This window comes from Streptosporangium sp. NPDC000396, from assembly GCF_042898655.1.
Taxonomy (GTDB): Bacteria; Actinomycetota; Actinomycetes; order Streptosporangiales; family Streptosporangiaceae; genus Streptosporangium.
This window is the reverse complement of record NZ_JBIAZA010000004.1, coordinates 232,735-247,283: the sequence shown is the minus strand read 5'-3', so window position 1 is coordinate 247,283 and position 14,549 is coordinate 232,735. Positions and strand designations below refer to the sequence as shown.

The window sequence follows — 14,549 nt, the reverse complement described above, 5'->3', positions numbered from 1 at the left end:
TCGGGGGCTGTCGGTTTTCGAGGTCGCCTGCACGGATTTTCACGCTCGGCTGCACTCCTTGTCCGGGCGCGGCGAGACGCGCGCCGAGGAACGAGCTATGCACCGTCGTTGCCATCGCGCAGGGAATGAATCATGCTCTGCAGGATCCGGAACGCGCCTGCCTGCTCGGTCTCGGTCATGCCGGCCAGCATTCTGACCTCGACGGACCGGACCGCTACGGTCGCCTTCTCCAGGCTCTGTCGGCCTCGAGACGTGAGCCGCGCGGGAAGAACCTTCCCTACGGGCGCCTCCGCAGGCCTGGTCACGTAGCCCTCTCGTTCCAGGGCCTGGAGCAGCACGTTCATCGACTGCCGTGTCACGAACGCGCCGCGCGCGAGCTCGGAGTTCGACAAGCCCGGCCGTTGAGCCAGCAGTTCGAGGCAGGAGTAGTGCGTCACGCTCATCCCGAGTGGCCGCAGCACCTCCTCCATGGCTGCGCGCAGGGCGCTCGAAGCCTCTTTCAGCAGGTAGCCCAGTGATTTGTCCAGGTCGACACCGGCACCGTTTTGACTCATGTCAGTATTCTGACATACGGTGGCCTGTGTCAGAAAACTGACACGAAGAGAAGGAGCATCATCTTGCCCGCCATCGGCCCCGACTTCATCTCACTGCAAGCGCGTGACCTCGACGCTTCGCAGGCGTTCTACGAGAAGTACCTCGGCCTCGTTCGCTCGCAGGCCGGACCTCCGCACGCCGTCGTCTTCGAGACGAAGCCGATCGCGTTCGCGCTCCGCGACGTCGTTCCCGGCACCGACCTCGCATCCGTTGCTCAGCCCGGCATCGGTGCCGCGATCTGGCTCCACGCCACAGACGTCCAGGCCATTCACGATGCTCTCGTCGCCGACGGTCACACCATCGTCTCCGCACCGATCGACGGCCCCTTCGGCCGGACATTCACCTTCGCCGACCCCGACGGCTACCAGATCACTCTCCATGACCGTGCCTGAGGCGAGCACCCTGGTTTTCGGGGCTACCGGGGCACTCGGTCGCCACGTCCTGGACGCGCTGGTCGCTCGGGGAATCAGTCCCGAAACGATCACCGCGGTCGGCCGGAATCAATTGCGCCTCGGGGAACTTGCTTCCGCCGGGTTCAGCACTGCTGCCGTCGATCTGTCGGATTCAGTCGGCGTCGCAGAACTGGTTGCCAGGCACTCTGACATTGTGTTGATCTCGGGCAGCGACCCGAATCGCCTTGCTCAGCACGAGTCGGTCATCGAGGCTGCGAAGAACGCGAATGTCCGACACGTCTACTACACCAGCGGAGTTCGAGCCGACGATGACCGGTTCGAGATCAATGCGGACCACAGGGCGACAGAGGAAGCTCTTACCGCTTCCGGTGTGATGTACACGATCCTGCGGAACACCTGGTACATCGAGAACTACATTCAGGCGCTGGCAGGCCCCCGCTTCACCGGCGTTCTCGCCGCGGCGACCGGTGACGCCGTCGTTGCGGCAGCCAGCCGGAAGGACCTGGCTGAGGCATTGGCCGTCGTTGTCACCACAGATGGGCACGGCAATATCACTTACAGCCTCTCAGGCGACACGAACTTCACCTACGCCGACATCGCCGAAGCGATGTCGGTCGTGCTGGAGCGAGAGGTCACTTACCAGCCTGTCACTCCCGAAGAGTTGCAGGTAGCGCTCATCAATTCGGGGATGGACGGCGAGCTGGCCAGCTTCTTGGTAAGTCTCGATGAAACCATCGCCGCCGGGGTTTTTGCTCGGGTCGGTGACGATCTTTCTCGACTCCTCGGCAGGCCAACGACCGGCCTTGTTGAGGGACTGACGGCAGAGTGAGCAGTGGGGCCGGCGCGGGCGAGTCGGCGACCTCGGCTCGCGCCGCCCCTTCTCCCGATCAGCGATTCTGGATCACAAAACAATCAGCCACGGCGTCCCGGCCGGACTGCCCGAGCTAAGTCGACTCGGCAGAACGCTGAAACAACGCGCCGCTGACATGCTGGCCTACTTCGACCGACCCGGCACGTCCAACGGCCCGACCGAGGCCATCAACGGCCGACTCGAACACCTCCGCGGCACCGCCCTCGGCTTCCGCAACCTGACCAACTACATCACCCGCAGCATGCTCGACACCGGCGGCTTCAGGCCCCGACTACACCCTCTTCTGCGATGAGCCGAGAAAGCCCGCGGGCGGCACGCCGCGTGAATGGCGCCACAGAAAGCCGCTCAGAGCTGACGGTACCGCGAGGAACCCATCTGATCGCCCGCTCGTTCCGCTGGCATGACGACACCGCAGTTATCCTGCCCCCTCTGCAACTGCACCTCCTTCCAGCAGGAACAGGGCCGAGTCGATAGCAGATGGGGCTGGAACTCGCAGTTGATGACGCTGATGATCTGTAAGCGGTGTCGCTACGTTCTGCCGTTCTGGGACGAGGAGTCAATCTTCGACTTCGGAGATAAATAGGGCAGTCTCGATCCAGGCGGCACGTTGGCAGCTGAGATCGCTTCCGCTCTTCGAACACGACCGCTTCCAGAACGGCGAATCGATCACCCAGCTCCTTAAGGGACTGGCATATTCGGGCAAGCTGGTCGAGGATCTCGCCAGTCACGCCGGGCGCTTCCGACTCAGAGGTCTCGGCGGAGTCCTGGCGGACTAACACACCCTTAGCCTCCTGGCCGATCACCAGCCCTTGGGCGCGACGGGTCAGGGCCAGTTCCGGTAGAAGGCTGACTCGCTGCGGCTCATTCCACGGTCACCAGGATGTTCCGGATATAGGGTCGCGGCGTGAATGAGACGCCGCGCGATACGCTGCAGTGGGAACTGATCGGGGAAAGCGGCACCCCCGGCGGCTATCGCAAGGTGGGTTCTCGCACCTACCGGTATCCGGATGGGCATGCAGGTGACTGGGACATTTTGGAAGGCGGTCGGACGGTCGCCGTTGTCGCCCTGACAGACGACGGCCAGGCGGTGATGGTGGCGCAATTTCGCCCAGGTCCGGGCCGAGTGCTCGCTGAGCTACCCGGCGGGGATGCCAACACCGGGGAGAGCGTGGAGGCCGCAGCCGAACGTGAGTTGCTGGAAGAGACCGGCTACAAGGCATCCTCGGTCGAGGTCGTGGCCGAAACCTACCTGGCTTCCTACGCCACCCATGTCCGGTACGGCGTGCTCGCGCGGGGGTGCCGCAGGGTGGCCGCTCCCTCCCCGCAAGGGGCGGAGTTCCTGCGGGTGGAGACGGTGCCGCTGGATGCGTTCGTTGATCACGTGCTGTCGGGTGCGATGACCGACATGGACATGGGACTCGCCGGGTTGATCGCCGCAGGAGTGTTCACCCGCGGGTGACAGTGGCCGATCCGGCGAGGAGCATCGCGAAGACGCAAGGCGAAATCGGGACGAGTCTCAACATAACGGCCTGCGGTGCGCGGCCGAGCTCGCCGAGCGAGCCCGAGACTTCCGCACCAGCAGCCGATGACCGGTCCGGCAGCTACATCGGGTCGGAGGCATCGCGTCGGAGCAATGCCTCCGTGTACCGGCGGACGACCGGCTCCAGGTAGTCCACGTGCGGCCCATCCAGGTCCGCGAGCTCAACCGGGGAGCGCACCAGAGCAATTTGGTCCAGCTCGGATTCACGCCCCCGGGCCTGCTCGGCGGCCACCAGAGTCGCGAAGCGCTCACGCATCACCGACGCCGGCTGACCCGGGGCGAGGAAAACAAAACCGACGCTCCCGTGTTCGCCGCGCGTAACGGCCCACAGAGTCAGGTCTTCGGGTGCCGTGTCGAGACCGGTCTCCTCAGCCAGCTCGCGCGCGGCATGGCCACGCAGCGCAGCCTCATCCAGCACCTCGTGCTCTTCGGGCGGCTCAACTGATCCGCCCGGCAGCTGCCAGCGGCCCGGAGCAGCCGTTGACGGCGACATCCGCGCCGCCAGCACACACCCGTCGTCCGTCGGCTGCACGACATTCACGAACAGCGACGGCAGCGCGGTGGCGCCCGGAACCTGACGCAGGGCGTAGTGCCGATACGTCACCCGGGCCCAAGAAATGACGAGATTGTGTGGGCCTTCCCACTCCAACCGCGTCATCACCACGACCGGCCCATCGAAGAGTGCCGGATTGGCCTGAACCGCCTTGTCCCACACGCGGTCCCTGACCAACTGGTCTTCAGGCGACAACCACGGCGCGTCAGCCTCCGCCAGATGAAGCCGGTGAACTTCGAAGAGATCAACACCCTTGGGGTGCAGGGTCTCGGTCACCGGCTCATACTAGGCCTGCACCGGCTCATAGACGGTCTATCGCCATGGTTGGGATACGCGCTTTCTGGCGGGTTGCCAAGCCCCCTGGTCCCGGAGTCGTGCAGGGGTTGCCGTCGGCCGGCGTGTCCAGGGTCAGCCACCACCGCAGTATCACTTCATCCCGTTACCGGCCGGGACTCGATGGTGTCCGGCTCGGCCGGTGCGGTGTTGTCAGGCTTGTCCTCGGCCCGCCCGACCCCGTACGGCCCGACCAGCCCGGAGGACGTCGCGTCCAGACGCGGCGGTCCTTGGTGCGGTGGGGTGGCAGCGGAATCATGGCGAATACCTTCATGCGGCCGAGAAAAACGTGTGCTGGTACGACCAGCCGCAGCTGCGGCCCGTTCCACTACGGCCGAGATCGGCTGGTCCGTCCGCAGATACTTGTCGTTCTTCGATGTGCGCGCCCTGGTCCCCAGGGCCCTGCGGATCACCGTCGAGACGCCGGCACCAGGGCGCAGTCATCCCGGACCGCCGGACCAGCCGTCCCGGGCGGGCTGGCGGGGTGTCCTCATCTCGACAGCACGTTCTAGATCTGGCGCGTGCGCACGGCGATGCCGCGACCGCCGAAGAACGTCTCGAACACGTCGATGGGCAGGCAGGCTCGGCGGGCATCGGGGGTGTGGCCGGAAGGATTGTTCAGGTGGATCAGACCGTGGTCGTGGCCGGTCACGAGGACCAGATGCCCGCCGCGGCCGGGTGCCGGCAGGTCCGGGCGACGGATCTCCTTGTGAACGGAAGCCATCACCAGGTGCCCGTCGGCGAGCAGGCCAGGAATCTCGGCCACGGCCAGGTACGGATGCACATCGGCGTGTAGGCCGTGAACTTCACGCACGTACGCGGCGAAGGGGGCGTAGTACAAGCCCTTGATCTCGCCGTCATCGTCCTCGACGTAGCCGCCGTAGGAGCGGCAGCCGTGCAGCAGCTCCAGCAGGGGCGGTGTGTGCCCGTCGCGGTGGTCGAGGACCATCTGCAGGCAGGCCATGCCGCAGGCGTGCCTGCACCATCGGTCGTACTCGGCTCGGGTGTGCGCCCCTGATAGGTGCCATCGCGGGTCATCGGCGGGATCGGCGCCGTCGTAGACGATGGCGCCGATCCGCTCTGTGCTCATGTACTGGGTGGCCGGGATGACGCCCTCATGGATGGCCTGCCGGCTGCTGCCTGCTCCAGGCGTGCAGGCCAGACACCCCACCATCTCCCCCAGCAGCGGCTGTGCGGCCGACCAGCGACCGGAACCTGGTCCAGGAGACGTTCCCCCCGGACAGAACCACCCCTATTGTGCCGGACGTGATCTCGATCCGCCCGGATATCGCTGCGGCGAGTGCGCACGGGCCTCTGGGTTCGACGGCGACCTTCAGGTGGGTGAAGCCGACCGCCATGGCTCACCGGCGCACGAGTGTCTCTTCCGGTTGAAGTTGGCGGGAGAGACATATGTTGAACTGCGGCACGACACCTTCGTCTCGACGATTTCGAGTGGACCTGTTCAGGTCTTCCTGTCGGTGAGGCGCCATGAGGGAAAGCCTCGCTGATCCCGCCGCCCTCATGGCCGACTAGATTGTGTGGTGCGTTGGCTTTGCCAGATCGCGCCGGAGAAGGTCTCCATCGGGGTGCTCCACTCGCGGATGACGACGGGGTGGACCGTGCGGTGGAACAGGATGACTCGGCCGGGACGGCGCTTGCGGGAGAACCACAAGGCGGCCTTGTCGTGGCGCGTCTGGCTGGAGCGAGTGACGGCCGTGGCCAGGTGGCCAGGGCGGCGATGTCCTGGGGCGGCGGCGAACGTGGTCGGCGGCGGGCTGGGCGGTCGCCAGCAATCTTGCTCGATCCAGTGCGCGATGGGGTCGTATTCGCTGCGTGGCTGGTAGTACGGATGGCCGAGCCGCCAGCCGATCTCCGCGGTGAAGCAGCTGAGCTGCTTGTCGTCTCCGGCCTGTTGGAGCCCGAGTGACCGGAGGGGGACGAGCGGGCGGGGCGGTTTGGGCGCTGCGCGGTCGGCGTCTCTCCTGCACTGCGGTCTTCAGGTGCATACGTGTCGGTCTGGGGCCGGTGTCTCGACGGTCCCGGGTGATGGAAACGGCCGTCACACCGGCGGCGCCTGCACCAGGATGAGTTCGTGAACGACATTGCGATTCGTCCTGTTCAGCCCCATGAGTTAGACGCTGTCGCCGAGCTGCGCTGGCGATGGGTGCAAGAGATCCACGGCACGCCCATGGCGACGTTGAGCGAGTTCGTGCCCCGGTTCGTGGCGTGGGCGCGAGAGAACGAGTCCTCGCATCGGTGCATGGTCGTGGTACGCGACAATGTGGTCATCGGCATGGCATGGCTGGCGATCACGCAGCGCGTGCCGCACCCGCAGGCCTTCGAACGGGCGTCGGGTGACGTGCAGTGCGTGTACGTAACGCCGGATGAGCGTGACCGCGGCCTGGGTGGCGAGCTGATTGAGGCAGTCTTGGCGTGGGCTCGTAATTTCGAGCTTGAGCGGGTCACCGTGCACTCCAGCGACCGAGGGGTTTCGGCGTATTCCCGCCACGGATTCGCAGCCTCCCCGCGCCTGCTCCATGCCGATGTCACGCAAGGCCGGGCGGGCTGAGCGCTTTGCGTGCCACCTGCCCGGAACGAGTCGTTGGCTCTGTTATCGCAGTTCCGGACGCCCGACCGGCCGCACTCGAGCCAAGCCGTACTTCCTGGACGGCAGTACCTGCCGACGAAAGGCGCTGAGAAGCACTCCGTGCGCAGCGTCGCGGTTGCTTCGGCGTCGCCTGGTATGCCTTCTCGGATTTGCACGAGCCGAGGGATTACCCGGCTTGAGCCCCTGTCAGCACCCGCCACCTGCGACGGCCATCACGGCCGGCCCGGGGCGGCCCGCCGGGTGGCGGCGCCGACTTGGCCAGAGGCCGGTCGATCCGTTGACGAATCGCCCGAAGTCCTGCGAAGTAGATGTCATGGACTTCGCCAGCCAGATAGCGACCATAGCCGCCGTCGTGATCGGCGCACTCACCACGTACGCGGTTACAGCGCTGAACGACAGGTCGCGTTACCGCAGGGAAGTGGCGCGCCATTGGGTGGACAGAAAGCTGGAGCTCTACACACGCTACGCCGGAGACATCAAGCAATTGGCTATCCTCACCCGCCAGATCACGGCACAGCACGGGCTCCACGACGCCGCGCCCGGGGTGGACGGGGACAAGGCCATGGCGCTCCTAGACGAGGCGGAAACACGCCGGTCCCTGACGTACGAGGCGGTCAGGATGCTCGGCGACGCGCAGACGATCCGCGTGACCGGGGAGCTGAACGACGCGGTGCACCGGTTGGAGTGGCTGGCGCGTGGAAAGCTGGACACCGACCCGGACGTGTGGGAGAAGTGCTGGCGGCTGTACACGAACGCGACGAACGCGTTCCACGAGAATTTTCGCCGTGAGCTCGGCGTTCCAGGCCAGTTCCTTCCCCGCCCGCTGGATCGCGGCGCCGGCCCGCGACCGACCCTCCCCTCCCCCGAACACTGAGCCTTTCCCATTCCGTCACCAGTACATCCCGCAGGACGTCAGCCGGTGGCTGGCGGCGCAGTCCGCCCTCGGCGGCGACGCCGTCGGATCGGCGTGCTGCCTGCTGGAGCGGGAACTGGCCGCCGGGATCTCCTTCATGAACGCGAACGGGCTGCTCCACTTCGATGCCCACTTCGGCAACATCCTCACCGACGGCAGCCGCCTGTACTTCGCCGACTTCGGCCAGGTTCTTCCATGCCCACCGTGACCAGCGCCGTCAGGGTAGAAAGGGCTCAGTGCATGAGGACGGCTTTGCTTGTGCCGCGTTCCGCCGAGGCCCTGCGAGAAAAGTCACTGAACGAATATGTTCAACTACACTTGGTGAGCTACGGTGTTCCGGTGACTTCCGAACCCCCCGCGGACCTGCACGCTCCCGGCACCTTCGACATCGCGCGGGAGGCGGCCGACCTCCCGCTGACGCTGGTCAGGCAGTGGCGCGAGAGCGGTCAGAGCATCGCGGACGCGCGGCGCCTGCTGAGCGGACACACGGCCACCGGCTACAGCGTGGTGTCCGACTCGGCGGGCCTGACGAAGCTGAGCGGGCAGCTCAGCCTGCTCCACGTGCTGGCACTCATCGACCGGCCCAAGCGGATCCTGCACGCCCACGGTATGGCCGTCGGCGGCCGGGCGGTCGGCGTGTGGGCGGCCGACAACGCCCAGATGTTCCACCCGGCTTCGACCGACGCGCAGACGTTGCTGTCCGCCCTGCTGAGAGTCCAGGACGAGGTCGAGCGCCACTGCCGGGTCCGGATCGGCATCGGTGTGCACCACGGACATTTCTACGACCTGTCCGGCGGGCTGTACGGCGCGGAGGCCGACGCGATCGAGGACATCGCGGAGAACCACCTCGAAGGCGGCGAGATCGCCGTGACCGGGACGGTCGTCGACCGGCTGCCCGCCGGCCACCGCTTCGCCATACGGCGCAAGGACGGCGTGGAGAGCACGATCGGCGCCGTCTACCAGGTGCTGGACGGCCCACGCCTGAACGACGCGCCCGTGGGCGACGAGCGATACCCGATCCCGTATCCCCTGGCCTTCCACGACGACCTGCTGCGGCTGGAGCGCCGTCCGGACGACACCGAGCTCGCCGAACGGCTCACCGGCAGGCACCTGAGGAACCGGACGGTGGTCCTGGCCGAACGCGACGCCGTCCCGGCCGGGAGCCCCGAGCTCACGCTGCTGAACGGGCTGGCCCTGTCGGCGGTGATGAAGGAGACGGGGTTGCGTCTCATGCCCCCGGAGGGCGCCATCGAGATCAAGGTCGCCGGCCCCCTGGCCATCTACGCCTTCGAGGATCCCGCACCCGCCGTACGCTTCGCGCGGCGCCTGCGTTCGCGCCTGGCCGAGCACGAGATCATCTGCCGGATCGGTGTGGACACCGGGCCGGTGCTGGCGGGGGAAATCCCCGGTGGCGGCCGGGACATCGCCGGCGCGCCGGTGAACGTCGCCTCCAAGATGGCTCAGGACCTCGGCAGGCCGGGTCACATCTATCTGAGCGAGGCCGTGCGCGAACACATCGATCCAACCGGGGATCCGGCCGCTTTCACACCGGTTCAGTGCACCGTGTCCGGGGTGACCATGACCTTCTTCGAAGGTTGAGGAGACCCGGACCACGGAGACGGCCACGGGTTCACGGCGACCGGGCAGGCCGCCGTGAACATCGGGGAACGGCCGTGAGAGCGCTACTGGCGACCGAGCCGCTGCACCGACCATCCGGCCTCACGCCAGCAGTCGGCGTCGATGGCGTCCCGGGCGTCGATCACGACCTGCCGGGCCACCACGGCGGCGACGTCCGCCGGGTCGAGATCTCGAAACTCCGGCCAGCCGGTCATGACCACCACGGCGTCGGCTCCGGAGACGGCGGCCGGCGCGTCGTCGGCGTAGTCGAATTCCGGATGGACGGCGCGGGCGGTCTCGACGGCCATCGGGTCATAGACCGTGACGAGCGCGCCGAGCGCGTGCAGCCGCGCCGCGACGTCCAGGGCCGGGGAGTCGCGCACATCGTCGGTGCCGACCTTGAACGCCGCCCCCCACACGCCGATCCGGCGACCGGTCACGTCACCGCCGCACGCCTTGCGGGTCATCTCCACCACCCGGTCACGGCGGCCGGCGTTGATCTGGTTCACGGCGGTCAGCAGATCCACCGCGCGGTCCACACCGAGCTCGCGGGCGCGGGCGGCGAACGCGCGGGTGTCCTTGGGCAGGCAGCCGCCGCCATAGCCGATCCCGGCGTCCAGGAACGCCCGGCCAATGCGCGGGTCCAGTCCGATGGCGTCGGCGAGCTGGACGACGTCACCGCCGGTCGCGTCGCACATGTCGGCCACCGCGTTGATGAAGGAGATCTTCATCGACAGGAACGCGTTCGCCGCGCCCTTGACCAGCTCGCAGGTGGCCGGGTCGGTGACCACCAGCGGCACGCCGGCGTCGGTGATCGGCCGGTACGCCTCGCGGATCGCCTGCTCGTCCCTCGCCGAGGTCACTCCGACAACGATGCGGTCGGGGCGGAGGGTGTCCTGGACGGCGCGCCCCTCACGCAGGAACTCCGGGTTCCACGCCACCGACACCTGCTCAGCGGCCGGGGCCAGCTCCCGGACCAGCTCCTGCACAGCCGCCGTGGTGCCCACCGAGACCGTGGACTTGCCCACGATGAGGCACGGCCGGTGCAGGTGCGGCGCGAGCGACTGCACGGCGGCGAACACCTGCGACAGATCGTAGTCGTCACGGCCGGTCATGCCGGGGGTGGCGACCCCGAGGAAGTGCATCTCCCCGAACGCGCCGGCTTCGGCGAAGTCGGTGGTGAACCGCAGCCGCCCGGAAGCGACGTGCCGGGCGAGCATCTCGTCCAGCCCCGGCTCATGGAACCAAGCCCGTCCTGAACTCAGCGTCTCGATCTTGGCGGAGTCGATGTCGACACCCACCACCTCGTGGCCGATCTCCGCCATCGAGGCCGCGTGTGTCGCGCCCAGATGGCCACATCCGATCACGGTCATTCGCACGTGCTCATCGTCCCTTTCTCACATGGAGGTACAGCGTGAAAATCAACGTCATTGGTTGCGGGCGCCTCGGCGCACCTTACGCGGCGGGGTCGGCCCGCCTGGGACACCAGGTTCTCGGCCTGGACACCGACCCGAAGATCATGCGCGCTCCGCGACGGTCGCACGCCCTTCGACGAGCCCGGACTGGCCGAAGCTATAGCCTCCCACGGCCACCCCGGAGAACTTCGCTTCACCGGCCCCTAGGAGGACGCCGTGTCCTTCGCGGACCTGCACATTCTGTGCATCGGCACGCCCCGGGCCCATCTGCCGCCCCGGGCCCGTCCGCCCGGCCGGCGCGTCTCCCGCGAGCCGCCGTCAGGCCGATGCCGCCCCGTGGGAGACGACGAGTCCCGGCCCAGGGTCTTCTCGCACGACAGGTCACTCAACGGGATCACGTGTTCACAATTTGCAGTCACTTGACTACCATGAGTGACGAACGAGACCATGGACGGAAGGAATTCCTGTGGCTGATTTCCTCGAGCGGAAGTTGCGGCACTTCTTCACCCTGATGGACCGCGACGGAAGCGACACCCTGGAGCTCGCCGACTATCTCGGCACCGCGGACAGGGTCAGTGCGTCGTTCGGCTTCGCCTCCGGCTCGGCCGAGCATGAGGCCGTGCGCGGCTCCTTCCTCAGCTTCTGGGAGACCGTCGTCAAACCCGCGGACGCCGATGGCGACGGGCACGTCAGCTTCGAGGAATACTTCTCCGCGTACGGCCTGAGAGTCGTCAGCGAATCGGGCGGCTACCAGAATGTCGGCTCCATAGGCGACGCGATCATCTCCATCGCCGACACCGACGGTGACGGCGAGGTCACCCGGGAGGAGTTCGACCTGGTCATCTCCCAGGGGTTCGGCGTGCCCGCCGACCAGTGCGCCACGGCGTTCGCCTCGCTCGACACGGGGTCCAAGGGCCATCTCACCCGGGAGGAGCTGCGTCGGGCGACCGCGGAGTACTTCCTCGGCACGGACCCCTCGGCGCCAGGCAACAGCCTGTTCGGGCGGTTCTGAACCCGCCGTCGCCACGGAGACGAGGAATTCGCAATGGATACCGTGACAGCACTTACCGGTGCGCTCTTCGGGGAGCGGTTCGACGAAGTCCACGAACCATGGCGGCGGCTTTTCACAACCGAGCCGTTCCGCGGCCATCGGGACCTGACCTCCGAAGAACGCAGGCAGGTGGCCTACCAGCGGCTCAGGCACGTCAACAAGAGTGTGACGTCGGTCGAGCGGCTCGTGACCGATGTGGAGCTGCTCACGGGCATGCACGAATGGGCCACGGTGGTGGACTGCGGGCTGGCCGTCATCGCGGGCATTCACTACAACCTGTTTCTCGGCAGCCTGATGGACCACGATCCTCATGAGCTGCGCAGCCTGCGGGAGTTCACCACGCTGCGCCGTACCGGAGCGTTCCTGTGCACCGAGCTGGCGCACGGCAACAGTGCGGCGCAGCTGGAGACGACCGCGGTGTTCGACGCCGCCGCCAACGGCTTCGTGCTCCATACTCCCCATCCGGGCGCCCAGAAATACATGCCGAACACCAGCCTGGTCGGCGGGGCCAAGAGCGCCGTGGTCGCCGCGCGGCTCGTCGTCGACGGCGAGGAGCGGGGGGTGTTCCTCTTCCTCACCCCGTTGAGCGACGAGACGGGAATCCTCCCCGGCGTCCGCGTCCGCCGGCTCCCCGAAAGAATCGGCGCGCCTGTGGACCACTGCCTCACCTCCTTCGACCACGTACGGCTTCCCCGTCACGCCCTGCTGGAGTCGGACCACGGGCGGCTCGTCGCGGGCGGTTCCTTCACCAGCGTCCTCGACAACCCTCGGCGGCGCTTTCTCCGCTCCATCGGCCGGGTCACCGTCGGGAAGCTCTGCATGAGCGCGTGCAGCCTCGGCGGCGCCCGCGCGGCCGTGGCCATCGCCGTGCGCTATGCCCACACTCGCCGCACCTCGGGCCTGTCCGGAGGCAGCGTGCCGTTGTTCGCCTATCGCAGCCACCACTCGCGGCTGCTCGGCGTGCTGGCCACCACCTACGCCGCCACCGTGCTGCACCGGACCGCCGTGCGGCGATGGGTCACGTGCTCCCCCGACGACCGCGCCCAGGCCGAGCACCTCGTGGGGATCGCCAAAGGCTGGATCACCTGGCAGGCGCGGGACGTGCTCAACGAGTGCCGTGAGCGCTGCGGCGCCCAGGGGCTGTTCCCTCTCAACGGCATCGCCGACTACCTGAACTCCAACGAACTGGCGATCACCGCGGAGGGTGACAACCTGCCCATCTGGCTCAAGGCCGCGGGGAAGATGGTCCTGGGGCACGCCTCGCCCCCGCCCCCGCCTCTCGCCACCGCCCTGACCGGGCCGCCCGCAACCGCCCTGACCAGCCCGCCCTTCCTGCAGTACCTGCTGACCAGCGTCGAAGGGATCTGGGATCGGCGCGCCCGCGCCGCGCTTGAGCGGTGCGCGGACCCCGACCCGCTCGGTCGCTGGAACGCCGCCAGCAACCCGGCCCTGGAGCTCGTCGCCGCGCACGCCCAGCGGCTGGCCGGCGACGCGATGCTGAGCGCGGCGGCAGGCACCTCCCACCCCGAGGCGAAGCGCCTGCTTCACCTGCTCCACCGCCTCTTCGCGCTACGGCGGATCGCCGTTCACAGTGGCGACCTGCTCGCCGCCGGCCATCTGTCCGCGGACCATGTCGACGAGCTCCCCGCCGTCCTCGACGCGGCCGTCGCGGATCTCGTGCCCCATGCGCTGGATCTCGTCGGCGCCTTCGCCATCCCGGAGGAGCTCCTGGAGCGCTTCCCCATCGCGCACCGCTCCCACGACGCCATGGCGGAGCACCTGGGTGCCCCGGAGGTCGCCATTCTCGGTGAGACGGCCCCGGTCAACGGCTCAGCCGAGATGACGCACCCCAGCTCGGTCCATGCATGACCCCGTCGACGCATGGTTCGCGAGCGGCGCCACGGTGCGGGACGGCCATTCGGCCGTCGGATCACAGCGTGCTGCCGGACCGCTGCATGGACTCGGCATCGGGGACGGCGTTCGCGTGCGCTGCCCGCAGGCGGCCGCGCTTGGTCACGAGCACCGCGGTCCGGGTCAGCACCATGGCCAACGCCATGAAAACAAAGGTGTTGGAGTAGACATCCGGACCGCTGATCTCGTAGTCGATGCTGAAACGGATGATTTCCTCACCGAACCAGTGCTCGGAACCGTAGGCGAAAACGACTCGCGCGCTGGAGATGACGATCCAGACGAGTGCGTATCCGACCCCGCCGACGGTGTAGATCTCACCGGACGCGTCCCGGTAGGCCGGGAGCAGGGAACCGGCGACCAGCCCGCAGATCACACCTATCCCGATGCCCGCGAGCTGGAGGGAGGGCGCGTTTCCGTCCAGCGGCAGGGAGTGGACGAAAATCGCGATGATGACGACAATCGCGATCACGGAACGCATCATTCGCATCGTGGTGACCTGGCGGCGACCGAGGTCCGTCGCCAAAATGATGGCCAGAATCGTTCCGCTGGCAATGAGCGCGGTCAAAAAAGGACTCATTCAACGCCGCCTTTTCTCTTCTTTCCTGGAATTCGCTTCGCCGTTGCCGGAAACGCTATGGCCGCCGCCTGTCCCGGCGCGACGACTGGCCGGTGGATTCGCCTGTCCACCGGTCGGTGGACAGCCGGACCGGCAGCCAGGCGGATGAGCGGC

15 protein-coding genes and 1 pseudogene are annotated in these 14,549 nt (G+C 67.4%); 11 read left to right on the top strand and 5 right to left on the bottom strand.

What is annotated here, in order from left to right:
* Window positions 1-95 precede the first annotated feature (95 nt).
* Window positions 96-554 (bottom strand): MarR family winged helix-turn-helix transcriptional regulator, encoded by a 459-nt coding sequence (locus tag ACFY2X_RS08305; RefSeq protein ID WP_389934224.1) that lies wholly within the window; start codon window positions 552-554, stop codon window positions 96-98.
* A 63-nt stretch (window positions 555-617) separates the two neighbouring features.
* On the opposite strand from ACFY2X_RS08305, the gene ACFY2X_RS08300 reads away from it, so the two are divergent.
* The 4 genes and pseudogenes from ACFY2X_RS08300 (at window position 618) to ACFY2X_RS08285 (ending at window position 3,337) form a co-directional block, all read left to right on the top strand.
* Window positions 618-986, top strand: coding sequence for a VOC family protein (locus ACFY2X_RS08300; RefSeq protein WP_389934221.1), 369 nt, complete (start codon window positions 618-620; stop codon window positions 984-986).
* Window positions 973-1,836, top strand: coding sequence for an NAD(P)H-binding protein (locus ACFY2X_RS08295; protein WP_389934217.1), 864 nt, complete (start codon window positions 973-975; stop codon window positions 1,834-1,836). Before ACFY2X_RS08300 ends, ACFY2X_RS08295 begins: the two co-directional genes overlap by 14 nt.
* Window positions 1,837-1,918: 82 nt before the next feature.
* Window positions 1,919-2,170: pseudogene (locus ACFY2X_RS08290) on the top strand (transposase); the annotation flags it as partial.
* Between the two features lie 612 nt (window positions 2,171-2,782).
* Window positions 2,783-3,337, top strand: a complete 555-nt coding sequence (locus tag ACFY2X_RS08285; RefSeq protein ID WP_389934214.1) for an NUDIX hydrolase — start codon at window positions 2,783-2,785, stop codon at window positions 3,335-3,337.
* Between the two features lie 142 nt (window positions 3,338-3,479).
* On the opposite strand, the gene ACFY2X_RS08280 is transcribed toward ACFY2X_RS08285, so the two are convergent.
* Together ACFY2X_RS08280 and ACFY2X_RS08275 are read right to left on the bottom strand one after the other, a co-directional pair.
* Window positions 3,480-4,247 (bottom strand): NUDIX domain-containing protein, encoded by a 768-nt coding sequence (locus tag ACFY2X_RS08280; protein ID WP_389934211.1) that lies wholly within the window; start codon window positions 4,245-4,247, stop codon window positions 3,480-3,482.
* Between the two features lie 565 nt (window positions 4,248-4,812).
* Complete coding sequence (locus tag ACFY2X_RS08275; RefSeq protein ID WP_389934209.1) at window positions 4,813-5,478, bottom strand: C39 family peptidase; 666 nt, start codon at window positions 5,476-5,478, stop codon at window positions 4,813-4,815.
* Between the two features lie 918 nt (window positions 5,479-6,396).
* Here ACFY2X_RS08275 and ACFY2X_RS08270 point away from each other — a divergent pair.
* The 4 genes from ACFY2X_RS08270 to ACFY2X_RS08255 all read left to right on the top strand — a co-directional run bounded on the left by ACFY2X_RS08270 (window position 6,397) and on the right by ACFY2X_RS08255 (window position 9,424).
* Window positions 6,397-6,873: a GNAT family N-acetyltransferase gene (locus ACFY2X_RS08270; protein ID WP_389934206.1), complete on the top strand. Its 477-nt coding sequence runs from the start codon at window positions 6,397-6,399 to the stop codon at window positions 6,871-6,873.
* A 352-nt stretch (window positions 6,874-7,225) separates the two neighbouring features.
* Window positions 7,226-7,786: a hypothetical protein gene (locus tag ACFY2X_RS08265; RefSeq protein ID WP_389934203.1), complete on the top strand. Its 561-nt coding sequence runs from the start codon at window positions 7,226-7,228 to the stop codon at window positions 7,784-7,786.
* On the top strand, window positions 7,698-8,033 hold the full coding sequence (locus ACFY2X_RS08260; RefSeq protein WP_389934200.1) for a hypothetical protein: 336 nt from the start codon (window positions 7,698-7,700) through the stop codon (window positions 8,031-8,033). The genes ACFY2X_RS08265 and ACFY2X_RS08260 overlap by 89 nt, the downstream gene beginning before the upstream one ends.
* Before the next feature lie 131 nt (window positions 8,034-8,164).
* Entirely contained in the window at window positions 8,165-9,424 is a 1,260-nt protein-coding gene (locus ACFY2X_RS08255) for an adenylate/guanylate cyclase domain-containing protein (RefSeq protein ID WP_389934198.1), read from the top strand.
* An 83-nt stretch (window positions 9,425-9,507) separates the two neighbouring features.
* Here ACFY2X_RS08255 and ACFY2X_RS08250 read toward each other — a convergent pair whose 3' ends face one another.
* Complete coding sequence (locus tag ACFY2X_RS08250; RefSeq protein ID WP_389934787.1) at window positions 9,508-10,815, bottom strand: UDP-glucose dehydrogenase family protein; 1,308 nt, start codon at window positions 10,813-10,815, stop codon at window positions 9,508-9,510.
* Between the two features lie 508 nt (window positions 10,816-11,323).
* Between ACFY2X_RS08250 and ACFY2X_RS08245 the strand changes: the two genes are divergently transcribed.
* Complete coding sequence (locus ACFY2X_RS08245; protein WP_389934196.1) at window positions 11,324-11,869, top strand: EF-hand domain-containing protein; 546 nt, start codon at window positions 11,324-11,326, stop codon at window positions 11,867-11,869.
* Window positions 11,870-11,902: 33 nt separating this feature from the next.
* Window positions 11,903-13,777 carry an acyl-CoA dehydrogenase gene (locus tag ACFY2X_RS08240; protein ID WP_389934193.1) on the top strand — a complete coding sequence of 625 codons (1,875 nt, stop codon included), beginning with the start codon at window positions 11,903-11,905 and terminating at the stop codon, window positions 13,775-13,777.
* Window positions 13,778-13,838: 61 nt separating this feature from the next.
* Here ACFY2X_RS08240 and ACFY2X_RS08235 read toward each other — a convergent pair whose 3' ends face one another.
* On the bottom strand, window positions 13,839-14,288 hold the full coding sequence (locus ACFY2X_RS08235; RefSeq protein ID WP_389934190.1) for a hypothetical protein: 450 nt from the start codon (window positions 14,286-14,288) through the stop codon (window positions 13,839-13,841).
* On the opposite strand from ACFY2X_RS08235, the gene ACFY2X_RS08230 reads away from it, so the two are divergent.
* The gene (locus ACFY2X_RS08230) at window positions 14,269-14,544 is read left to right on the top strand and encodes a hypothetical protein (RefSeq protein ID WP_389934187.1); all 276 of its coding nucleotides are present in this window, start codon (window positions 14,269-14,271) and stop codon (window positions 14,542-14,544) included. The two genes, ACFY2X_RS08235 and ACFY2X_RS08230, sit on opposite strands and share 20 nt — an antisense overlap.
* Window positions 14,545-14,549: the final 5 nt, after the last annotated feature.